The 24,164-nt window shown below is 36.0% G+C and carries 19 protein-coding genes; 17 read left to right on the top strand and 2 right to left on the bottom strand.

All coding sequences use genetic code 11. The features are described from left to right. The first annotated feature begins 335 nt into the window (after positions 1-335). Positions 336-1,634 carry a PAS domain-containing methyl-accepting chemotaxis protein gene (locus tag CWC28_RS08420; protein ID WP_105173680.1) on the top strand — a complete coding sequence of 433 codons (1,299 nt, stop codon included), beginning with the start codon at positions 336-338 and terminating at the stop codon, positions 1,632-1,634. Positions 1,635-2,176: 542 nt separating this feature from the next. Here the strand turns inward: CWC28_RS08420 and CWC28_RS08425 are convergent. Both CWC28_RS08425 and CWC28_RS08430 read right to left on the bottom strand, forming a co-directional pair. Then, the gene (locus CWC28_RS08425) at positions 2,177-2,497 is read right to left on the bottom strand and encodes a thioredoxin family protein (RefSeq protein ID WP_063704267.1); all 321 of its coding nucleotides are present in this window, start codon (positions 2,495-2,497) and stop codon (positions 2,177-2,179) included. 13 nt (positions 2,498-2,510) lie between these two features. Then, a complete protein-coding gene (locus CWC28_RS08430) occupies positions 2,511-3,710 on the bottom strand; it encodes an MFS transporter (protein WP_063704269.1) in 1,200 nt (399 codons plus the stop codon). Between the two features lie 112 nt (positions 3,711-3,822). Here CWC28_RS08430 and CWC28_RS08435 point away from each other — a divergent pair, with 112 nt between their 5' ends. The 16 genes from CWC28_RS08435 to CWC28_RS08515 all read left to right on the top strand — a co-directional run bounded on the left by CWC28_RS08435 (position 3,823) and on the right by CWC28_RS08515 (position 24,163). Beyond that, positions 3,823-4,413, top strand: a complete 591-nt coding sequence (locus tag CWC28_RS08435) for a TetR/AcrR family transcriptional regulator (protein WP_063704271.1) — start codon at positions 3,823-3,825, stop codon at positions 4,411-4,413. A gap of 142 nt (positions 4,414-4,555) precedes the next feature. Continuing rightward, on the top strand, positions 4,556-5,041 hold the full coding sequence (locus CWC28_RS08440; protein ID WP_105173679.1) for a DUF2938 family protein: 486 nt from the start codon (positions 4,556-4,558) through the stop codon (positions 5,039-5,041). A gap of 1,241 nt (positions 5,042-6,282) precedes the next feature. After that, positions 6,283-6,597 carry a DUF6572 domain-containing protein gene (locus tag CWC28_RS08445; RefSeq protein ID WP_063704278.1) on the top strand — a complete coding sequence of 105 codons (315 nt, stop codon included), beginning with the start codon at positions 6,283-6,285 and terminating at the stop codon, positions 6,595-6,597. A 678-nt stretch (positions 6,598-7,275) separates the two neighbouring features. Continuing rightward, a complete protein-coding gene (locus tag CWC28_RS08450) occupies positions 7,276-7,899 on the top strand; it encodes a hypothetical protein (protein WP_138624981.1) in 624 nt (207 codons plus the stop codon). 72 nt (positions 7,900-7,971) lie between these two features. Beyond that, positions 7,972-8,328: a hypothetical protein gene (locus tag CWC28_RS08455; protein WP_063704283.1), complete on the top strand. Its 357-nt coding sequence runs from the start codon at positions 7,972-7,974 to the stop codon at positions 8,326-8,328. A 1,214-nt stretch (positions 8,329-9,542) separates the two neighbouring features. Continuing rightward, the gene (locus CWC28_RS08460) at positions 9,543-9,944 is read left to right on the top strand and encodes a hypothetical protein (RefSeq protein WP_130167734.1); all 402 of its coding nucleotides are present in this window, start codon (positions 9,543-9,545) and stop codon (positions 9,942-9,944) included. A gap of 110 nt (positions 9,945-10,054) precedes the next feature. Further along, entirely contained in the window at positions 10,055-10,501 is a 447-nt protein-coding gene (locus tag CWC28_RS08465; protein WP_130167733.1) for a hypothetical protein, read from the top strand. Between the two features lie 623 nt (positions 10,502-11,124). Continuing rightward, positions 11,125-12,645, top strand: a complete 1,521-nt coding sequence (locus tag CWC28_RS08470) for a sigma-54 interaction domain-containing protein (protein WP_240701541.1) — start codon at positions 11,125-11,127, stop codon at positions 12,643-12,645. 299 nt (positions 12,646-12,944) lie between these two features. Continuing rightward, on the top strand, positions 12,945-13,367 hold the full coding sequence (locus tag CWC28_RS08480; RefSeq protein WP_130167732.1) for a hypothetical protein: 423 nt from the start codon (positions 12,945-12,947) through the stop codon (positions 13,365-13,367). 88 nt (positions 13,368-13,455) lie between these two features. After that, positions 13,456-14,190, top strand: a complete 735-nt coding sequence (locus CWC28_RS08485; protein ID WP_138624982.1) for a YaaW family protein — start codon at positions 13,456-13,458, stop codon at positions 14,188-14,190. After that, positions 14,191-15,078, top strand: a complete 888-nt coding sequence (locus tag CWC28_RS08490) for a hypothetical protein (protein WP_130167730.1) — start codon at positions 14,191-14,193, stop codon at positions 15,076-15,078. A 67-nt stretch (positions 15,079-15,145) separates the two neighbouring features. Then, positions 15,146-15,697 (top strand): hypothetical protein, encoded by a 552-nt coding sequence (locus CWC28_RS08495; RefSeq protein ID WP_130167729.1) that lies wholly within the window; start codon positions 15,146-15,148, stop codon positions 15,695-15,697. Between the two features lie 64 nt (positions 15,698-15,761). After that, positions 15,762-17,681, top strand: a complete 1,920-nt coding sequence (locus CWC28_RS22525) for an McrB family protein (RefSeq protein WP_249324952.1) — start codon at positions 15,762-15,764, stop codon at positions 17,679-17,681. Continuing rightward, a complete protein-coding gene (locus tag CWC28_RS08505) occupies positions 17,681-18,997 on the top strand; it encodes an McrC family protein (RefSeq protein ID WP_130167728.1) in 1,317 nt (438 codons plus the stop codon). Before CWC28_RS22525 ends, CWC28_RS08505 begins: the two co-directional genes overlap by 1 nt. 154 nt (positions 18,998-19,151) lie before the next feature. Next, positions 19,152-20,414, top strand: a complete 1,263-nt coding sequence (locus tag CWC28_RS08510) for a DUF2130 domain-containing protein (protein WP_130167727.1) — start codon at positions 19,152-19,154, stop codon at positions 20,412-20,414. A 254-nt stretch (positions 20,415-20,668) separates the two neighbouring features. Beyond that, positions 20,669-24,163 carry an STY4851/ECs_5259 family protein gene (locus CWC28_RS08515; protein WP_130167726.1) on the top strand — a complete coding sequence of 1,165 codons (3,495 nt, stop codon included), beginning with the start codon at positions 20,669-20,671 and terminating at the stop codon, positions 24,161-24,163. Position 24,164: the final 1 nt, after the last annotated feature.

Consider the following 24,164-nt stretch of genomic DNA (forward strand, 5'->3'; position numbering starts at 1 on the left):
ATGAAACTTATCGTGTTACTTACCATTTGTTACCATCACGTAAGCCAAGTTAGTGTTAGGTCAAACACTAACTTGGAAACGCATGAGTACATCCAAATATAAGTTCATCAGAGAGTATCAACGCGTGAGCAAACCACGTTAGTGCAATAAGTAACGGAACGATCTTGGTGTGAAAGTATTGTTTAAAACTACGTTTGGAGCTTAGAGTTAACTTACATGGTTTCTAACTTCTCTTTGTACCCATTCATCTTAATGTACTATTAATAACTAATTATATTTGTATGATGATAAGAACCTCTCAAATCTTGAGTTCATAATTCAAAGGAATATTTCTAATGTGGTTTACTAATCGCAAACTGTTATCCGAAAATATTTATTTAAAAGAGCAGGCTGCTGAATACGAAAATATAAAGCATGAGCTCAAAGAAGAGATGTTGTATTTTTTGCTGAATAAAAATAGCACCATCATTGAAGTAAATGAGCGATTTGCAGCAGCGCTAGACCTTCAAGCGAATGATCTAGTTGGTAAAAACCTAAATGATTTGCTCCTAAAAAAATCAATTAATAAACCCCACACACAAAAATTACTCTCGGCAATAAATAAGTTAAACCATTGGCACGGTGCCTTACAATTACAAACTAATACAGGTCGTGAACTGTGGCTTAGAAGCATTTTACAACCAATAAATGGCGAACTTGCCGTGTACTCAGCTGAACTGACAAGAACTATATCTCAATCAAGAGAGAAAGAAGATATGCTTACTGCTCTCAGTCGCTCTTCTGCTGTGATTGAATTTAGTCTGGATGGAATAATACTCAATGCTAACGATAACTTTTTGAAAGCCATGGGGTACTCTCAAAATCAAATTTTAGGAAAGCACCACAGTATGTTTTGTGACTCACATGAAGTTGAATCGAGTTCTTACCAGCAGTTTTGGTCTGAGTTGAAGCAAGGGCGCTTTATTTCAGACCGTTTTAAAAGGATTGATAGCCACGGGAATGAGGTATGGCTTGAAGCCTCATATAACCCAATTCATGACGACAATGGTGTTTTATATAAAGTTGCTAAGTTCGCTACTGTCATTACAGAGCAAATGAGAAGAGAGCAAGCAATCTCACAGACTGCAGAGATTGCTTACGATATTTCAAAGCAAACAGACGCCGATGCAGAAAGCGGATTAGAAGTTGTAAAGCAAACAATATCAACGATGAACGCCCTGTCTAAGAAACTCGAAACAGCCAGTGAAGGTATCAATAAATTAGATGTACAGTCAGCTAAAGTAGCTGACTTGGTCGATAGTATTAAAGGTATTGCAGACCAAACTAATCTACTTGCTCTCAATGCTGCAATAGAAGCAGCAAGAGCAGGAGAACAAGGACGCGGGTTCTCTGTTGTAGCTGATGAAGTAAGGCAGCTTGCATCAAGAACGAGTGCCGCTACTGAGCAGATAATAGGTGTCGTGACTGAAAATAAAGTACTTACACAAGATGCTGTAACTCAAATTGAATCTAGCCTAGTAGAAGCAAAAGATGCATTAGAGTTATCTAATAGCGCAGGGAGTGTAATCGATGATATTCAAAAAGGTGCTAAAGAAGTGGTTGAGGCCGTCAGTCAATTTAAAACGAATCTTTAGTAAAGGGTTATCGAATTAGGGAAGTAGCGTACTACTTCTTTTTATTTGAAGTTAGGTCAAAACTAGCGAGTATTTTAAAATATCAATTCACTGTCTGGAGTTAGTTGCTCACGTTAAGCCAGAAAAGTTTAGATTATTATTGTGAGTTGGTGCTGAATAAGTGTTTTCAACTAATCCCTGTCAATATCTAAAGCTCTCACTCGATTGCACATCATTTGTTGAATAACTTCTACCCATCAGCTCTATCTAACTACGTATTTAGGAAATACATTATAATGAGGTAAGTATTGCTATTGTCAATAAATGGGAAATTTGAATTAATACTTTTACATTGGATATGTTTCTTTTCGCTTTAACTTATCGGATACAAATCAAACTCCTCTCATTATTTTGGGAAATGATATTTTAACTAGCTTGGATGGTTTTGCTGTCGATTTGGCTAATCAAGTTTTTAAAATAAAAATCCCAAACTAGTTATGCGAAAAAGACACAACCATGTTGAATATGGTTGTGTCTTTCAGGAGAGTAGTCTGATCAATATTTTAGTTTAATGCTTGATTGACTATCGAAAGTAGCTCACTTTCATTGAGCACACCTGAAAATTGCCCCATATGTTTGCCATCTTTATACAATACAGTTGTAGGGATACTCCTAATTCTGTGCAAATTTGCTAGGTCTGGTTGGGCAATGACATCGACTTCTCCGAGCAAAGCTTTATCACTAAGCTTATTTGCTGCGTTTTTATAAATAGGAGCCATCATCATACAAGGCGCACACCATGAAGCCCAAAACCGAATTAATTTTACACCAGGCTCTGAAACGATAGATTTAAAGTTCTCTTTAGTTACTGATTTGACTGACATGTATACCTCTATATTATGCTATATCTGCAGTTGATTGTTCTTTAGATAGTTCCACCTTTGTTTTATCTAAATACCCACTTAACAAAACCAACATAATGCTTATTGCTACAACAACGGCTGCGACTGTACCAGTTGCTAATAAGTGATAATTTGCTACGACGATTCCTCCTCCCCATGCGCCTAATGCGATACCTGCGTTAAATGCAGAAATATTCAGTCCTGATGCAGCATCTACAGATTGAGGGGCGTACTTTTCTGCTTGCTGAACAATGTAAAGTTGTAAAACGGGTATACTGCCAAATGCTAAAGCGCCCCATACCATTATTAATGGCACCATTAGATAAGGGTTAGCAGCTACAGGCTCTATAAGGGCTAAAACACAACTTAAAATGGCAAACATAGAGACCATCGTTTTAATTGGCCCTTTATTACTTGCCAATTTCGCGCAAAAAATATTGCCAATAGTTACGGCAATGCCGTAAAGCACTAAAACCATACTTACTGTACTCACAGAAAACTTGGTCACATTTTGTAAAATTTCAGAAAGGTAGGTAAAAGCAACGAATGCACCGCCATAGCTAAATAAGGTAATAAGTAAAACAAGCAAGATTCTAGGTATTAAAATAATACTTAGTTGTTGGTGTAATTTAGCAGGACTAGGGCGCTCTACTTTTTTTGGCAAATATAGCCATTGTGCAACAGCGGAGATCAAGCCAAGAATACTTATAAATAAAAAGGTTGCTCTCCAGCCGAAAAGATCTGATATAAAAGTCCCTAATGGAACCCCTGATACTAAAGCAACGGTTAGTCCCATAAAGACAAGAGCGATCGCTTGACCTGATTTATCTTTTGATACCAAATTGGCTGCTACAACAGTCGCCATTGAGTAAAAGACTCCTTGCACCACGCCTGCTAGTACTCTAGACAATAACAGCATTGCATAACTGTTGGCCTGCCAAGCTATAAGGTTAGCTAATACAAAAGCGATCATCAGCGTAACAGATAGAGTACGTCGCTCTATTTTCCCCGTAGCGGCTGTTAATAGCGGCGCAGAAACAGCAACTCCTAAGGCATACAAAGAAACTAATTGACCAGCTGTTGGAATATCAACATTCATATCATTAGCTATGGCTGGAAGTATTCCCACTACAACAAACTCAGCCATTCCTATGGCAAATGATGCTGCAGCGAGAGCGTATAATGCGATTGGCATATTATTTCTCGTTTAGTTTTGGATTGGTTGATCCATAATTTAAACGAGGTAAAAATGCTTGTCAACAACTTATGGATTGACTAATCTATAATAGTTTTTTTAAGGAGTAGTTATGGCTAGAACAGGTCGACCTAGAAAATTTGACCGAGACATCGCATTAGAAGCTGCGATGAATATCTTTTGGGCTAAGGGTTTTGAAAGCACCTCATTAGCTGATCTTAGAGATACATTAAATCTATCTTCAGCTAGTTTTTACGCAGCCTTTGGCTCTAAAAAAGAGCTTTTTGAAGAATGCCTAAGCCTCTATACGCAAACATGTGGTGAAGTGACCTCTTACTTAGATAATGACAGCGTAAGGCCTAGGGAGGCTATGCAAAATATGTTGAATCATCTGATCGAAGTCCAAACATCCTCAACTTCACCTTTAGGCTGTATGGCTGTTTTGTCTGGTTTAAACTGTTGCGATGATAATAAAGATGTTGAGGAGTTAACTTATCAAGTAAGAAATAAAACGACGGAAGCTATTTTGCGTTGTGTAATTCGTGCAATAGATAAGGGGGAATTGCCAGAAGATATCAATGCAGATGCATATGCTTTAATGATTGATAGCTTTGTTAAAGGAATATCAATAAAAGCGAAAGATGGTTATAAGAAAAAACAGCTTCAAGAGGCTGTTGGTCTCTTACTTTCTAATTGGCAGTAATTTCAATGTAAACAATTTCTACCATTTCTGAGTCTTTACTGTTTCTATTTTAGAGCAACATTCAATTTCAATGCTAGATATTATGGAATAATCGATCCATAATTTGTTCGCTATTAATAACTTTGCCTATAAGTGGAGATGTATGGAAAATATTATACTTTTTTGTTTAATTGTTGGTGTAGGTTCAACAATTGCTTTAGATGTTTGGGGTGTTCTAGTTAAAACGATTACAAAGATCCCGCCGACTGACTGGGGCATTGTTGGACGTTGGTTAATCGGTATCACATCTGGTAATTTTGTTTTAGACCAGAGCAACAAAAATGCACCATCTTTGATTGAAAAAGCGACTGGTTGGGTATTTCATTACTTAGTCGGTATTGCATATGCAGCTCTTATTCTGCTTATTTATGGTGTTGGTTTTATCGAAAACCCAACGGTAATGCCTACTGTTATAGTCGGTGTAATTTTAAGTACTCTCGCAGGTCTAGGTATACTCATGCCTGGATTAGGTGGTGGTTTTTTTGCGCGTTTAATTCCGAATAAATTTCAGACCTATGCCTACATTATTGTTGCGCATATCATTTTTGCTATTGCTCAATTTGGTTTTGCGGTTTGGTTTAGCCGTTAACTCAAACTTGAAGTAGAGCGTTATAAATGAATAAACCCAATACTATCGAAGTGTTGGGTTTTTTATTACAAATTGGATTGGAACTGCTAGCTGTTTTATACAAATTCTTAAAGGTATTTAGCTACTACTCTAATTCAAAGTATATGTCCTCAATTAGCCTCTTTTAGATAATTACCAACTCGCAATCCTAGTTAGTGTTAGGTCAAACACTAACTAGGAAACTCATGAGTACATCAAAATCACAATTCATCAGAGAGTATCAACGCGCGAGTAAATCACCCTAGGGCGATAGGTAACGGAACGATATTGGTGTGAAAGTATTGTTTAAAACAAAGTTTGGAGTTCTGAGTTAACGTCCTGGTTTTTAACCTCTCTTTGTACCCATTCATCTTAATGTACTATTAATAACCAATTCCATTCCATTCCATCATATGCAAACAAATAACTTTAAGCATGACGCTCTAATTAGTAATCAATTATGAGAGTAATAATACACCTTTATTTGATTGGCAGATATGACTTCAAAACAACCAATGCTGACATCGAGCGGTTATGTTATATGCTCGTTGTTCACTCACAACCGCCCTTAGACTATTTACGGTAGCAATCTTGAGCAGAAAGCGCTAGTCCAGATCCTACTGACTCGAAGCAGGGCTGCAATGAGCTAGAGCCGAAGAGCAGCTAGATAGTCATTGCTTAAAGACGATACTTGTATTTTGTTAGGTTTTCTTTTTTATAGCAATACCTTAGAAACTTTGTTAGAACTATATAAGATAGATAAATGAGCGTGGCATTGGCAGAAATATGTGCGATGAGCACACTAAAAAATTAAATGAACATGAAGGTTTAGAGTGTCTATTAAAATGTATAAAAGGATTTTGAAAGGACTCTTGTTTGGCATATTAGGCTACACAAGTACTATGTTTGGAATGTCATATAGAAGCAGTGAGCAGTTCATTTTAGCTCAAAAACGCTGCTTAAATGGCATCTTAGAGTCTTGTTTATCAGATAGTGATAAAGTCACACTACTTGTTAGTTGGTCACCTTATAATTTGTACTACTTAATTGTTTTATTAATTAGCTTTGCAATACTAATATTGTTAGATGACATATTGAAATTTGTGTCACTTGCATATAACAAGGCAAATCAAAAGCGCTGACAAAACCAGTTGCTTTGCTCTTGCTTCACAAACCGCATGCCACACAAAGACTTAAATATCACGTAACTTAAGGAATCTAACATGGATGACCCTATTCAGGGCTTAGATAAAATCGATATCGTTGGAGAAAGAAAAGGTGGTGGTGTCGATTTGGTTATTATAGTGTCAAGTGCACTAAGGGATTGTGAGTATCACGAACAACTTCTGAAAACTAAGATTCAAAGCTATACGGATACCATCTTCTCCGATGAATGGATATCCAAGTATGGTCAGGGTAATAGCGATATTTATATCAAAGCCCAAGTAATTCCTGAACAAGAAATTATTAATCTAATAGGTGCAATTAAAAAACACCTAAAGGAATTCAATATTGATTTGTGGTTGGAAGTTGCATAACAAATTAACGCTGCGTATTGCTGTAGCCTTTTCGCATTACGAATAAGCAGAAAAATATGTAACTCGCACTATTAAATTCTTATGCATCTATGGACAGACCAAATGGACGCAGACATTGAACTAAATATCAGCTTCAGATTCTTGGCTCTTTCAGAAGAGTTAGTAAGCGAAGCTAAATTAAGCCTTAAAGTCTCTTTAGTGCTGATATAACAATTCAAGAGTATAAACGTGGTTGCTTTAAATCACCATTTGGGTAAAAGTAGCCCCAACAATCTAATAAACAAGTACAAAAAACAGTTTGCTGTTTTGGCTCCTCAACATTTAGCAAACAATTTTTAGCCCCTTATCGGCGCATTGATACTTATGGAAGATTTCTGCACTTGTCTCGAAAATTAAAGTTTGTAACTGCAATATCACAGATGACTGAAAATGGTGCTTCCATTTATGGTGGTTTTAATCATTTCAGAGGTGAGGCTATATTCACGTCCACTTTGAATACGTGTTATTTCGAAGACAAAACTCTCGTAAAGGTCAAAGGCGGGGGGTTAAATGGTAGCAACTATAAATGCTCTAGTACTGGTGAGTTTTACAGAGTAATGAAATTTGATAGGTTGTACTAAACACGTACTTAACAAAAAAATTATGCCGCACGCAAGCTGATTAGGACACAAGGAAAGTATGAAGATTGTTTTTAAGTTTATTGGATTGATTTGGACTATTTCTTTCCTTTCGTTTTTTGTTCTATTCATCTACGTGGGAAGTGGAGGTGAAATACCTCCTTTAGTTCAAGAGTATGTGATCTACTCTCAGACAGTTTTATCGTCTTTTCTCACTTCAAACTGGTTTTATGTTGTTTTTGTAGTTGGTTGGTTTGGAGTTTGTTATGGACTAGGAAAAGAAAGTGGCTGGCAAAACTTAGCTAAAAGATACAGAAAAAATAATGACTGGGGTTTAGAAGAAAGCTTCCGAATTGGAAGTGGGTATATTGGTAAAATACGACATAACGGAATCTTAAAGGTTGCAGCAAATAACAGGGGGCTTTATTTAAGAGTGCTTTTTCCCTTTAAGTTTGGTCATAAAAACCTGTTTATTCCCTGGCAAGAAATCTCGGCTGTTACATTAGAAAGTGGTTTGTTTTCAGAAAATACTCCGGGCTTTCTCAAGCGTATGGCTAAACCAGTTTCAAAAACTGAGTACTTAAATATTCAACTACATGAGTTCCCAAAGCAGCGTTTAACTATTCAAAGTTCTGAACAATTAATTCGCTATATTCCGAAAACCTTGAGAGATAGTGCAGAGTAAATGGTTATTAAACAACCGCTTTAGTCACTCATTTGTGTCCCTAAGTGAGGTGTTATGTACTCCGGTAGAAATATGGATAACCTGAAAAATTCGATTATGGCACTTGCTGCATCAGCAAAAGTCCAAGAGGAACTATATCCAAGTTTCGCGGCTATTGGTGATGAGTTGGTGCTTGAGTTTGGTGAATGCTTAGACGACTTGAAAGTTAGTGATTTAACACCTAAACAAGCAGCATCTATTGAGGCGTTAGATGTTTTTATTAATCAGCATTCAGGTGCGCAATTCTCAGCCATGTATCTTGAAAGTAGTGCTTTATTTGACGATCCTAATTGGGAAGAAATTAGGTCACTTGCCAAGCTGGTTGCTGAAGAAATGGGTTGGTCATCAACTGAACCAATCAAACAAAAACATAGAATTGTAACTGGTTAGCTGAGAATACATAATAAATACATTAATGAATTGACGTCTAAAGCTTGGTTTGTGCTCACTTTTCGCTATTTATAGCCAAGATTTTTACGCCATATATTACGGTTTTATAATTAAAGGGAAATATTCGCCATGGGAAGTTTTGCCCGACATCATGGTAAAATTAGGGAATGTTTTGTAGAGTTTCGTGGTTCTGAGTTAACTACAAAGGAAATCAAATCGATCATCAAACTAAAAATGCCATCATTTGATGAAAGATGGATTCATCCCTCTGATCACTGTATTAACCATACTTGTATAGGGGCGTGTGAATGTGCAAAGACTGATAGCGCCATCTTTGAGCGTATAAAACGTGGCTTGTATAAAGTAATTTAGGCACACAGTTTGGAATATAGTTATAACAAACGCTTCAAGACGACCGCCACCGCGGGCATTTTTAGTTTGCAGTAAAAATTGTATTTAAGGCGCAATGCGGTAGCTGTTTTATTGCGTTGGCAGCTGCGAAAAAGAGAGCTACCGAATAAACACTCTAACTTATTTATATCTAGTTATAAGCAATGCTCTTATGACTACTACACATACGAACACCCACTTAGTCATCATAAAACCTCTCACTTATCTCATCACATAGCTTGGTTCGGTAGATAATCCCACTCCATTACTACTGAAATATCGCTCTCGAAGGATCTTAACTACTTTTAAACTTGATCTAGATCAAAGAAACTTCATTCGCAGCAATCTATATTACGCGGCTGCAATTTTCGCTGCTTTTTGAAATCTAGATTAGCTTTTAAAGGCAATACTCCATCATCGTGCTTAAAGGTGTGTCATGGCATTACTCATCAATAACAAATGTATTAACTGTGATAAGTACTAGGTGCCATAATTTAATGAGGAAAAACAAATAGTTGAATTTTGCTGTGTTCTTTTTTGTGTTGGTGATTTTTGACAAATCAACAACAAAGCTAAGTATTAACTAAGTTTGATGGAAAAGCAAATTGTATTAACTAAATCGACTTTTTATCAATTTTATGCATTTTTTCACACGCTTTCCCTCCTTTATTTTCTCTTAAATTACTACGTAACACAGCGCCATTAACTCGTAACACTGAATGAGAAAAGCGTAACACAGAGGTGAAATTTACCTCTGTTACTTACCATTCGTTACCATCACATAAGCCTAGTTAGTGTTAGGTCAAACACTAACTAGGAAACTCATGAGTACATCAAAATCACAATTCATCAGAGAGTATCAACGCGCGAGTAAATCACCTTGGGATGACAATTCAACGATTTTGCTATTAGCAGATGTTGATGAAGCGTCTACAAGCGATTTAATCGAACTTAGCTTTAGCCATTACATTTATATGCACAGAGATAGGGTAGGCAGTGTATTGGGTATAAGCATCTCAAAGCAGCTTTTTGATGATAATCCTGATTTTTCAGGGCGCTATTTAGATGGTGTAGAAATGTATGCTTTTTTGCTTCTGTACATTGAGCAAATAAAAGAATTCTGTCATTTATTTTCAGCGGAGTTCGAAGCGATATTCTTAACTAAACCAACAACTTTCTTCAGTTACGCTGAAGAAAGCTGGTTAGAAATCATCGAAAAAAGTTAAAACTGGCGAACCCTTGGGTTCGCTTTCTTAATATTTCCCCTTCCTCGTTCCTTTTTAGTTAAAAGCCGTTACAGCGGTTTAAACCCATATAAAAATAAAGGAGCATATCTATGTTTAGATATATATCAACGCAGGATCTTCTAACTTTAGTTGACTCAATCCGCAGTATCATTCTCAAAAACGACCATAAAATTAATCATTTAATGTTAAACAAAGAAAACCCTGATTTTGAGGGGCTTTGGTCAATTTTTGAGCCTGATGTTTATGCTAATAAACAACTCAACTATCGTGGTGTAAAAGTGTTGTTTTATAAAATGATGGTGTTTCTGCTCGAAGATATTCAGGAGGGTACCTTTGATTATTCGGATTACGATGACCAACCTTGCAACGAAAGCCCTGAGCGCTTTGATGATTTATTCGATACGGAATTAGAGAATGACTTTGATGATGACTTTAAAGAAAAAATTGAGCGTGAGTTCGAGCCAGAGCTTAATAATGAGCGTACTCAAAATTCTATAAAAGAGACCATATCGCAAATCAAACAAACGCATTCATAGGATAAAGAAAGCTATTTTTGCATTTAAAAATAGCGGCCTAATCATAACTCACGAAATACGCCACGAGCCGTTATTTGCCGGCTCACTACTCAATGTCTGGGTAGTCAGAGTTCACTCTGATAATACTAGTGAGGGAATTGTACGCAAATATACTTTTCCATTGTGGTAATGCAAAAGCGTATTGCCAACGATAATGTAAGGCGAGGCTTGAGGGCAATAAAGGAGTAGCGTGCTACTCCTTTTTTAATTAAAAGCGTAATGAACCAAAAAACACTAAAACTTGCAAAATTTTCCTTTCTACATAAAACAAATCTCATAAACACTATCTTAATAGAGTTGTTTACCAAACTTCTTTCTTGTAAAAACAAGTAGTACATCAAATGTCATTTTTAATTGTTGTATATGATTATTAGGAGTTGATGGTCGATCACAAAATATTATTCTTCATTTATAGAGAACCTTTTCACAAACTTTATTAGTCAAGATAAAGACTTAGACTCGTATAGAAATACAACATAAATCAATCTGACGTGGAAAATTTTAGTGATGAATAAGGGGCTAACTTATTACTTTTTATAGGTAAATTTTATTATTTACTGTAATATAGTTAACAAAGTAACAATATGAGCAAATGGACTGTGAATATACTTCTTTCTTGGCTGGGCACCAAAGACATTGATAACATGCTCGATGGTGAAAAAAATGCTTCAATTTCAACTCTCGCTACTAACTCTCAAACTCCTTTTGATAAAATTGTAATACTCTCAAATCATCAGCAAAAATATTGGAAAAAGTTTGAAGATTTTGTAAAAAAGCGAATGGCTACAATTGGAAAACCATATCATGATATTCAGGTACATAAAGCCAATATAGCCAGCCCAATTGATTATGAGTCTATTCACCAAGTAACAGCGCTTTGGATCAATAAATTAAGTAAAGAAGCTGACTCGTTATCAATAAACCTGACCTCAGGCACGCCAGCAATGACCACTTTATCGGTTCTTATCGGTAAAGGTAAAGCGAACGTTCAATTCCTTCAAGCAACCCCAAAGAATGAGTTGCTACACGTTGATATCCCAATTGATTTTGGCCAAGAGTATGTAAAGTCAGCATCTAAAAACATAGCGAATACGGCAACCTCTGAGCCTAAAATTGAGCAAGCTTTTTCAGCACTCACTGCAAAATCAGTGCAAATGCAAAAAGTAGTCAACAAAGCTAAAAAGATTGCAGCTTCAGAAGTACCCGCACTTATCTTTGGCGAAACCGGAACCGGTAAAGAGCTAATGGCAACAGCCATTCACAAAGGAAGCTTACGAGCAAGCAAGCCATTAAAAGTAATTAACTGCGGAGCATTTGCAGAAAACCTTGTTGATTCAACCTTGTTTGGTCATAAAAAAGGGGCCTTCACTGGAGCAGAAAAAGATCACCCAGGGCTCTTTGAACAGGCCGACGGAGGCACTTTATTTTTAGATGAGGTGGGTGAATTAACTCCCGAAATTCAGGTAAAGCTTTTAAGGGCATTACAACAAGGTGAGGTCAACCGTTTAGGTGACACCCAAACCATTAATGTCGATGTTCGAGTCATTGCAGCCACACATAAAGATTTATCAAAGTTAGTAGAAGAAGGTAAGTTTCGCGAAGACTTATTTTACCGCTTAGCAGTGGGCATTGTACAAATGCCAGCGCTACGAGAGCGGATTGAAGACATCACTGTTATTGTTAATCAACTAGTAGAGCAAATAAATAAAGCAGGTAGCAAACATCCCGACTACATAAGTAAAAATATTTCCGAAAAGGGAATAAAGTTTATTTTATCTCAACCGTGGCAAGGTAATATTAGAGAGCTGTGGAGCACATTAAACCGTGCATTTTTATGGTCTGACTCACAAACAATAACTGAAAATGACTTAGCAAATGCCGTGATTAAGCGTGCTAAAAATGAAAGCTTTACAGATGTTATACTGTCATACGATGATAAAATAGATATAACACAATTAGTTGATAAATATAAAAAAGCTTATGTTTTAGCTGCTTTAAAAGCAAGTGGTAATGTTAAAAAACATGCTGCTCAAATGCTTGGCATAAAAGATCACCAAACGCTTAGCAATTGGATGAAGAATCTAAACATCAAACACGAAAAATAAAAAGGACAATAGTGTTGGTATTAAAGTTGCCAATACCTATTGAGTAAAAGGAGAAGTAGCCAGTGAAAAAATCAAACTTTGAATTTTTTACAAACCGAACTGTTCGTCTCTTCGAACAATACTTCGCCTTAGCCGGCACTTTAGAAAAGAACCTCGCTAACTCTAAACAGCGGGTGGATAATCTAACGCAATCGATATTAGCAAAAGCCAGTAAAAAATAACACGCTATTTGCTGGTCGGCATTGTTGCCGAGGTGGTTAAGTATTTTAATAAAAATTTGAAACAATTAGAGGAAGCACATGTCGAGAAAGCTATCACATCAAGCTGAGATTGAACGCAGACACATAAATAATGGAAGTTACTCACCTGATGGTCGCTACTCAGAGTCATCACATTATGACTATTTAAATGATAATACGTCTAAGAGTGCTACTAACTTTGATACTCAGGAAGAAAAGGTAAAAAACTTAGCTGTTACAACACTGCTACAAGAAGCTGATTTTAGTTATTCAAATGCTGTTACAACTGTTCTGGACGTACTTTCAGCTGTAGACATACCTATTACGCATATCAGACATGCAATGCTGGTATATGCCTATATGATAAAAAATAAACATTCAAAATTAAAAGCTATTGAAACATTAAAAAGTATTTTATCAGAGAATAGAGCCGATAAAGTGTTTGAAGGTTTCATGACAAGGTTTGAAATAAACAACCCTTGATCGAAAAAAAAATCGATCTATAAGTACCAAAAGTAGCTATTTATAATAAATCAATATAATTAATCGTAAATTAAAATAGGGAATACAGATGTCAAATAAATATAGAGAAGATAAAGATTTAGCATTTTTACAGTATGCAGATGCAGAAATGCTAGAAGTACTCGTTAAGCATTTGATGTTTGATAAAGATGGGAAAAAACGAAATACAGAGTCATTATCTGGAAATAAAGCATTTATAGATGCAAAAGGTGACTATCGAAAAGCGTGGCAAAGTGTAGCTGCAGAGCTCCAGCATTATGGTGGTGATACTTTGGTTAACCTTGTTCGTCGAACAGGTGTTACGTATCGTGAAATTTTAGTGGATGTATGTAAGCGTATTAAAGTAAAAACCAATTTTGATGCAGAGACTATTGAAATAGAAAAAGCAATGTTTGCCAAATTAATAGAGACTTCATGGGACGATATGACCGATGAGCAAAAAAGTGAGTTAACAAAAGCACTAAAAGTTGACCCTAAGTTAGCTGGCCCTGCCGCAATGACGGCAATAATTTCGGCAATAAAGCTTGGTGGCTTTGCTAGTTATCAGGTTGCGTTAATTGTTGCTAACTCTATTGCTAGAATGATTATGGGTAAAGGTTTACAGTTAGCAGCTAATGCAACAATTGTTCGAACACTGAGTATTTTTGCAGGTCCAGTCGGTTGGGCAATTAATGGTTTAATAACTGTTCCTGCGATTACAGGTCCTGCATTTAGAGTTACTCTTCCTGCTGTTATTCAAGTAGCTGCTATGCGCCAACAATTAGAAAATAAGGATATTTTTTAAATGTATGAAAAAGTTTTAATCATCGATTGGTCTAAAGTAAAGCCTGAAGTAATTGAGGGTTTACAGAGAGGGACTATTCGCCTAAGAGATGGTGTTGCTGTGAGCAATAAAGGAGTAGAGCAGTGGCTTCCTTTAGTAGAAAAAACGATAGATTCTTCTGAAGGGCTTGGTTCTATTTTAAAGCAAATGCAAGCTGCTCAAACAATTCAACTTGCTGCTACGGGTTTATCTACTGGGCTTTTATTGGGTGCTATTGTTGCACAAACAAAATATTTAGCTAATAAAATTGATAAGTTGCAAGATCAGATTGATTTGGTTTCGCAAGATGTACACTCACAAAATGTTATATATTTTATGAGTCAACTATCAGAATACTTTGGATTAATTGAGTCGGCAAGAGTGCTGTTATTAGACAAGGCACTTGTAGAGGAGTCACATGAGATTGCAGTGCAATACATGGCTCAACTTGCAGTTAAAAGAAATGAACTTTTATCGCTTATTGATAACTTAGTTGGATATGTAGACTCTGCAAGTGCACAACATGCAAAGTTGATGTTTGATTTTGTAAATATGATGATGGACTTGCTTCCGAAGACTATTTGCTTAGAAAGCCAACTTTATGAACGCTTCGGTAAATATAAAATGGCTGATCATATACTTGAGACTTCATCAAAAAATTACAACCTAATTTTATCTAATTATAAGACTTGGTGTAATGCAAAAGCGCGTGAAGTCATTAGCGGTCAAACTCCTCAGCATGCCCAGTTAATAAACAATCAGAAAGACTTGTTAAAACAACTTTTTGATTCTGAAATTAACCAAGCGATATTAATTGGAAATATGAAGAAAAACTTAGAGTATGCGCCGGTCAGTACCTCGGCTAACTAGCACAAGTTACTAGTTAGCTTTTTAGTAGATTATTTTTTATAAAATTAAAGTTTTATAGGTACTAAATATGTCGTCCATTGAAAATGAATTAAATATAAATAAAAAAGAAATTGAGCAAGAAATAAAAGCAGATTATGAAAAGATAGGAATTGATTATTCACAAGCATTAGTCGATCAAGCTGTAATGGTTTCATGTTTGCAGAGTTTGTTAGCTGAGCTAGAAGCTCATAACGAGTTACATATTGCTTATGATAATGGATCTAAAGATTTTATTTTGGATGCAAATGAGTTAGACCGGTTAGCCTGTGAATTAGAAGATTATTATGACTCTTTAGTTGAATTTCCAGAGAATTTAGAACGTGATAAGTTTGACGAGTTTCATGCAAATTTAATTGATACCGTTGGAGAATTTTGTAGTGAAGCTCCCTACATTGATAGAGATATCCTTGCCCAATTACACAGTGAGATAGTGCATGGAATAGAACCTGACGAAGAAGACGACGCTTTATACGGCACAGGCAATACTAAAGAATTTGATATAGCAAAGTTAATAAAAATAGAAGAGTGTTTTGTTGAGTATTTATGTGAACTTGATAGTCAGTTAAATTTTAGAATTTAGCCTAATTACGAATTTAGAAGTTTTATAGAGCTAAACCTAAATTAAAAAAAGATAAGGATGTTTCATGTCAAACGGAAAAAGCATTTATTGGTTTTTAGGTGCATCGTACGGCGCAATTGATGATCAAACCGAGCGCTTTACAAAAGAAGGTATTTGGCAAAATGGTGATGATAATAAATACCATGACAATGTAAAAAAAATTAAAGCAGGCGATAAAATTGCTATAAAGTCAGTTTATACACAAACCTATAATTTACCTTTCGATAATGACGGTAAAATGGCTTCAGTAATGGACATTAAAGCTATTGGTGAAGTAACTGAAAATTTAAATGATGGTATTAATTTAAAGGTAAAATGGTATCCTGATTTTCATAAAAAGACATGGTATTTTTATACATACAGGCCTCGCATTTGGAAAGTAACAGCAGATAATCCAGAAAAAACAGCTTTAATTGACTTTGCTTTTAACAATGTTAAGCAAGACTTTGACCTATTTCTGCCTAGTAAAGCAATTACAAATAGTGATTTAGAAGCTCCATCTATGAATAAGTCAATTGAGTTACCCCCTCTAAACTCCATTTTATATGGCCCACCAGGGACAGGGAAAACATTTAATACCGTTAAGTTAGCAGTTGATGCTGTAGATCCTTATTTTGCTCAAAAAGTAGAAAATGACCAAGATTTAAGAGCAACTTATAAAGAATATTACGAAGAGCTTAAGCAATATGGTCAAATTAGATTTTTAACATTCCATCAGAGCTTTGGATATGAAGAGTTTGTTGAAGGACTTAAAGCATCTAGCGATAACGGCAGTATCTCCTATGAAGTTGAAGATGGCGTATTTAAACAAATTGTAATTGAAGCAACTAAATATCGTACCTTTCAAGAATCAACTGTACAGCATAGCTTTGATAGTTGCTGGGACGCATTTTGCGCCGAATTAGCTGAAAGTGAGTTTGTTGAAGTTCCTATGTCGAAAGTGTCATTCAAAGTAATCGATTTTAATGACAAGCGAATATTCTTCGAAAAACAGGGGGGTAGTAAAGATCACACACTGAGTATAAATACTTTAAGAGCTATTTTTAATGGTGAGCGAGAGTACAAATCTGGGCTAGGTGTTTATTATCGGCCTTTAGTTTCGTACTTAAAGGGTTTAGTTTCACCCACTGAGTCAAACAATATTGAACGCAAAAACTTTGTTTTAATTATCGATGAAATAAATCGAGGCAACATTTCAAAAATATTTGGTGAGCTCATTACACTTATTGAGCCTTCAAAAAGACTTGGTAATGACGAAAAGTTAGATACTGTTTTGCCATACTCAGGTGACGTGTTTTCAGTCCCTGATAACCTTTACATTATTGGCACTATGAATACAGCTGATAGATCGTTGGCAATGATGGATACTGCATTGCGACGTCGTTTTGACTTTATAGAAATGATGCCACAACCTGAGTTGTTTAAAGACAAAGTAGTTAAGGGGATAAATTTAGAACAACTACTTGAAACAATGAATAAGCGCATTGAAGTGTTATATGACCGAGAACATGCATTAGGGCATGCTTTTTTAATTCCTGTTTTAGACGCTTTAAATAGTGACGATGATGCTGAAGAAAAAGCCTTTAGTGAACTTAAAAATACCTTTAAAAATAAAATAATCCCGCTACTTGAAGAGTACTTTTTTGAAGACTGGAATAAAATTCGCTTAGTTTTAGGTGACAACCGAAAAGAAAAAAGTGAATTAGAACAATATATTTTTGTAAAGTCGAAAAACGAAAAATATAATGAAATTTTTGGTGATAATCATGGTTTAGAAACCTATGAAGACACGAAAACAACTTTCACTTTAGCTGAATTTAACGATCATGATTCAGTATGGAATAACCCAATAGCTTATCAAGCTATTTATGACAATACAGTGTTTAAAAGCCCAGCGAACACTAGTGATGATGCGGGTGAAGTTACATCTTCGAGTACTCACTAATGTTGGAAGTTAAAAAGCAAACTACTGTTTTTGAGTTTGGGTATTTGGGTAATGGTGATGATGAAAGTGACAAAGTACAAGCATCGCCCCAGATAGAGCCTATTTCTGGAGATGCATATAACTATTTAAAAAAATTATGTTTATGTGATGACTCAGAAAGCCGATTTATGCGCTTAAAGCAAGTTGATCACTGTGAAGTATTACAAGTTAAAAACTATGCTGGTGTGATTTTTACACCCGATGGAACCCAAATAGAGGTATTGCCTAAAGTAGCTAAAAATAGTGATGATAGCGCCTCGCGCGCTTCATTACTAATGATGCTTAAATCACTTAAGCAGTTTAGGCACTTACAAACTAGTAATGCTAATTTAGCTGAAAATAAAATACCTTTACTAGAGGTTTTTATTAGCCAGTTTTTAGCCTCTGTAAATACCTTAATAAAGCGCGGGCTTAAAAGTGACTATCTACTAAAAGAAGATAACGTTGCCTTTTTAAAAGGAAAGCTTCTGGTAGGAAAGCAAGTTAAGCATAACTTTATTAATAAACATAAGTTTTATGTTGAGTACGAAGATTACTTACAAAATAGGCCGGTTAATCGACTAATACACACTGCACTTGTCAAGGTGAAAGGCTATAGCCGAAGTGCTAATAACCAAAAGCTACTGCAAGAGTTGTTATTTGCTTTTGCAGATATACCACTAAGTAATAATGTTAAAAATGACTTTGCCAGCGTTAAGTTAGATAGAGGAATGAAATATTACGAAGCCTCACTGGCGTGGGCAAGGCTAATTATTGATGGGTTTTCTCCGTTAACTTTGCAAGGCAAGCGCAATGCATTTTCGTTGTTGTTTCCTATGGAAGCGGTGTTTGAGAGCTTTGTTGCTCAGTATATAAAAAAGCATATTACAGGTTTGGGTGAGATATCTGCCCAGGTTAGCACAAAGTCTTTAGTTGATTATGGTAATACACCATATTTTTTATTAAAACCGGATTTATATATCTCACGCAAAAGTAATATTGATAAAAGTAATGACATTGTGCTTGATACAAAATGGAAATTAATAAACGAGAAAAATTCTAAACGAAAAGACAAGTTTGGGCTTTCTCAGGCTGACTTTTATCAGATGCTTGGCTATGGTCATACCTACTTAAATGGTAAAGGGCGCTTAGTCCTTATTTACCCAAAAACAGATGCGTTTAGTACAACACTCCCACATAGCTTTAACTATGAAGGTGGTACATTAAAGCTCTGGGTTGTTCCTTTTGATATAAAAGCTGAATGTGAAAATAGAATAGATTTGAGCAGTTTAAGTTAAGGTCTTATTTGATAGTGATTTTATTTACATAAAAGTAATATTATTCCCATGTTAAATTTGGTTGTAAGTTTAAATTATATGCAAAACAGTGTGTTATACATTGGCACTAAGCTTGTAATAGTTTATTTGTGTTTAACTATTATAAGGCTCAGCCATGACTTCCAAAATTATCCTTAATGCAAACGATTCAATAACCTGTCCTCATTGTGATACTGATTTTCATGTAAAAGATGCGATAGCAAAGCATTTAATTGAGCAGCACGAAAGTGAGTATAAGGAACTACTAAACCAGCAATTAATGGCTATTAAAGCCCAAGCCACAAAAGATGCAGAAAAATCAGCGTCAAAAGTATTTCAGCAGCAACTAGCTCAATTAAATGAACAGCTAGAAGACAGCAAGCAAAGCCAAGAGGTACTTAAAACAAAGATTGAATCTGAAAAAATTAAAGCAGAGCAACGCGTGCTTGAAAAGGTGAAGCTGGAGAAGCAAAGCCTTGAGGAATCAATAAAATCTAAAGATGAACAATTAGATCGATTTAGAGATGAAGAGCTTAAACTCAGAAAGGCCAAAGCAGAGCTTGAAGATAAACAAAAAAACTATGAGCTAGAATTAGCTCGCAAAGTTGAGGAGCAAAAGCAGTTACTGCGTGATGATGCTGCTAACGAGTTTAAATTAAAAGAAGCAGAGTATCGTAAAAAAATTGATGATGCTTCCAAAGCTAATAACGAACTTAAACGCAAGCTAGAGCAGGGATCACAACAACTACAAGGTGAAGTTTTAGAACTTGAGTTAGAGACTACACTAGCACAGTTATATCCGCTTGATTTTATTGAACCTGTAAAAAAAGGCGCTAAAGGCGCAGATGTTATTCAAACAGTTTGCATGCGCTCAGGAACTGTATGTGGAAAAATAGTGTGGGAAACAAAGCGAGCTGAAAACTGGTCAAACACTTGGGTTAGCAAACTTAAAACAGATGTACAAAATGCTGCCGGTGATATTGGAGTACTTGTAACCACTGTATTTCCTGCAAATACAAATGAGCCTATGTTAATGGTTGATGGAGTTTGGTTAGTTAAACCAGCTTTAGCAAAGGGGCTAAGTGAAGCTTTGAGGGTTACTTTGTTAGAGACACAGCGTCAAAAAACGGTAAGTGCAGGTAAAAATGAACAAATGGAAGCTATTTATGATTACATATGCAGCCCTCAATTTGTTCAACGTGTAAAGGCGGTTGTTGATCATCAAGAACAAATGAAAAGCGAGCTTGATAAAGAACGAAACGCAATACAAAGAATATGGAAAAAGCGTGAAGGCCAAATTTCAGGCATAACTGCACAAATGTTGTCAATGTGTGGGGAACTGCAGGGCCTCGTACACGGTGGAATGCCAATGTTAGATGAAATCGCTGCGCTTGAATAATAATCTCAAGCAAGTTAAGAGCATAATAGAGCTCTTAACTTGCTTGTGAGTTTAATCTAATTGGTCGCATAATTATTTGATCTTAATTAAATGAATGGTAGATTAATGCTAGTAGTATATAACTATCCCATGGTCGGGAAGCAGTAAAAAGGAATTTCAGTGATAATACCCCAGCGTTACTCCTCTACTTATATCTTTGCTCGGATAATAAAAAATATCAAACGAGCCTATCGCCCTAAAATAGGCAATTTATTATGAGTACTTCAGCTATATCTTCAAAAAAGTTAACTGGTATTAGCGCATTAAAACATTGGGAGAGTGAATTTCTTAGTATTCCTCCACGTACAAGATTATCAGGAAAGCCTATTTGGGCGTATAAAGTAACAGATGAAGAGCTTACTTCTCTTCGATTAAAACTAAAGAATATGCTGGGGGGGAAGTCACCTAGCGTCGTTTTTAATGCTTCAATTATATTTGATAAATTGTTTGTTCTGTATTCAGCAACATGGCTACAAAGAAATTACGGTGGTGGAAGAGATAAGTGGCAACCACTTTTCGATAGTTTAGGTATTAGGGATTACCGCCCTTATTATCAGTCATCCGTTCGAGGAGCTGTGGAAAGAGGTTTAGATTCCTGGAAACAGACTATTTTTGATACCACTAGAGATGAGTATTTTGCTACTTTATTTTGTCAAGGGGGGTTTCCAAGAGCAATATTAACAGGAGAAAATGAAACTCATTTAAGACAATATCTTATCAACTTAATTGAAGAATATAGCCGTTTTCACCTTAGTAAATCATCGTATGAACTAGCGGGCGAATCTCTACATAACTTACCGAAAAGCTTACAGCAAGATTCCTTGGCTAAACTAGCCGCATCCTTATTAGACGATCTTATTTTGTTAAGGGATGAATACCACCTTTATGCTGTAAAAGATCCTGTGTTGGAATTGGATGCTAAAAAACCTAAATGGAAGAACGATTTAAAGTTTCTATTGGATGATGATGAAGCAACGGAGTTAATGCGAGTATTACTTAGAAGAGCTTCTAGCATTGTAAAAAGAGAAAAGCATCCTATTAGAGTTACACGCTTTTTACGTGAGGGGCAAGAAGGATGGCATTTAGAAGCGCTGATACATTTAAATGCAACCATAAATCCTGATGATCTCAATGAGCAACTGGAAAATGCAGAGCTACCTAAGTTTTTTGACATGTACTCCATAAGCTCGACACTCGAAAGAAAATTATCAGCTTCCTTTAATTTAAAAACGGATGGAGCAGAACGCTGGCAAGTATCTCGTAAAACTGTCAATTACTTTGGAGAACCAGCACAAAACGAACTTAGCTTTGAGTTATGGAGTGAAGATAAAAAGCTAACGTCAAACATCTACTACCGAGGAGAGGCATTATCAAATGAAATGCCTTGGATTTTTGCTTCAGCTTCTAAAGGCTTGATGTTCGTTGGGCAAGGTTCAGTAAAAAGTCATAACGAAAAAGTATACATAGTTTCTACAGCAGAGCCTGTGGCTTCAAATGCATTATCGACAGTCGAGCATGTTGGTACTATTGTAGGATCTGAACGATCGGTTTATGAAGTATATGGAAGTGCGAAAGTATCAACTATTCATGGTTCATTTAAAGTTATTACTGATTGCGTTAGTACTAATGTGGTTTTGTGTCAGGTAAAAGGTTTTTTAGAGCCATTAGCTGTCGATGACAAAGTTTATAAAGGACTACCAACACTTTTATCCAACCTAGACGGTAATATTGCAGAGATTCCAGTAGAAGAGTTGTTTTGGAAAAGCAAAGAGCAAGATAAAGTTAGCGCATGGCAGGCTGATAATGTATTTGGTCGAGGTAATGTTATCTGGAGTAAAGATGGTGACATCCTTTGGCAGTCAAACTTGAATGTCATTCCGGAAAAATCTAGTTTTACTCATCACCTAGATGCCACAGGTAGACTTGAAGTCAATGTCATTAATTTTAAAAATGATGGTGTTGCATTATGCCAATCTCAGGAACGTTGGCTAAGGAGTGTTGAGCCAGCTATTTTAGGACAAAGACTCGATATTCAGTTGCCTAATGGTATTGCCGCTTCTGTCAGTGCTGACTTACGCTGGCCAAATTCGGGGTCATTATCTTTTGAAATTCCCACAGGCCAAAATGGTCTCTGCCTTATTTCACATACGGGACGCCCTGTTACAAAGTATCAACGAATATGTATTGATGATTTATACCGATGCTCACTAAAAGTTGTTTGCGACAATGAAAGTGCGATTTGGGGTTTTAAGATTAATGCTGTATTAATTAAGGAAAACAGAGGAGAACAGCGTGATGAAATCAAAGTTTCTTTAAATGAGCATTTACGTTTTGGAAATGTTGAAATATCTCCTGTAATGCTAATCGATTGTCAGGTACTAATTAAACTAGCTAATACCTTGTATGCACAGTCTGATGATACATGGGACTTTATCAGTTTTCGTGTGGAAAATAAGGCTTTGGGGTACAGTAGTGACTTAGCAAAAATATACCCAGATAGACATTTGGCTATTCCTGTTACCAATGAAAGAAGGATAAAGGAAAAGTTCTTCATCAATAATATGCATGTTCATAAACACCCCGATTCTGTCAATTTAAAGCTTCGTCCTATGTGGAAACTTAATGAAAGTGAAGTTGTTATGGATGTTGATTATGACGAACAGAGCAGAAAGTCTTTTGTTGTTCCTAAGGATTTACAATCTGGTCCTTGGCTTGTTTTTGCAGATCCTGAACATAAAGTTCAACCTACAGTAGTGACGATTTTTGGTGAAAATGTTGATTTCGATGAAACGTTATCTTGTGCGATCAAAAGTAATGATTTGAAATGGTTTCATGATGTCTTAAAGCTAATGGAACAAGACCCGACTCACAAAGCTTGGGATGAATTAGAAATATTTATTGATGCTTTGAGCTTGGTTAGAGCAAATACATTTAATGTATTTATTCATATGGTGAATTACCCGAAGCTTTTTGCATTGTTACTATTTAGAAAGTCAGAGCAAGAATGGTTTGAAGATGTTTGGAAGCTACAAAATCAGCTTCCTTTTAGTTGGTTTTGTTTAGACTTAGAGCATTGGTACTCAGCTATGGATAGTCTTATAGCCAGAATAGACCGTGATGTTTCCTCTTTAGGACTTGATGTTGTGATGTCGCAACAACTAATGATGATGCAGATAGAAGACTTTTTGGAAAAGCTATCCTCTAGAGGAGAAGGCTTTGCAACGATCGCCGATATTCTGAGATACAAGAAAACCGGTAAAACATGTGATTGGATTAAAAGTCACAGTGATGATTGGAAATTAAACCAATTTGATTCTTTTCATATGGCAAAAAAGGAATTATTCGAACGTCAAAATGGCAAGTTTATTTGTCGAGTTCAATCGGCTAGAAAAGATGAAGAATTCAGACACGAACTAAAACCAAATTTGATGAGAGCTGTATTACCTCAGAAGCTTTATTGTCTGTTAATAAATCCAACCCTCCCAGAACATGTGTATAAAAATCAATTTTTTATGTTGGAATTACCAGTACTGACCGCCTACTGGGCCGCAGGGCATTTAAATTCGGAAGATGACTTTCCTGTGAGTTATAAACCGTTTGGCCGTTTCTTACAAGTCGCAATTTCCAGGCTACTATCTGAGGATAGAGAGTGGGTTCATAAAGCGTATAGCTTGGCTCTTCAAGCTAGTTTTTTAATTTCCAAGGATTAGG

The sequence above is a fragment of the Pseudoalteromonas sp. S4492 genome, from assembly GCF_005886115.1.
Lineage (GTDB): Bacteria > Pseudomonadota > Gammaproteobacteria > Enterobacterales > Alteromonadaceae > Pseudoalteromonas > Pseudoalteromonas gelatinilytica.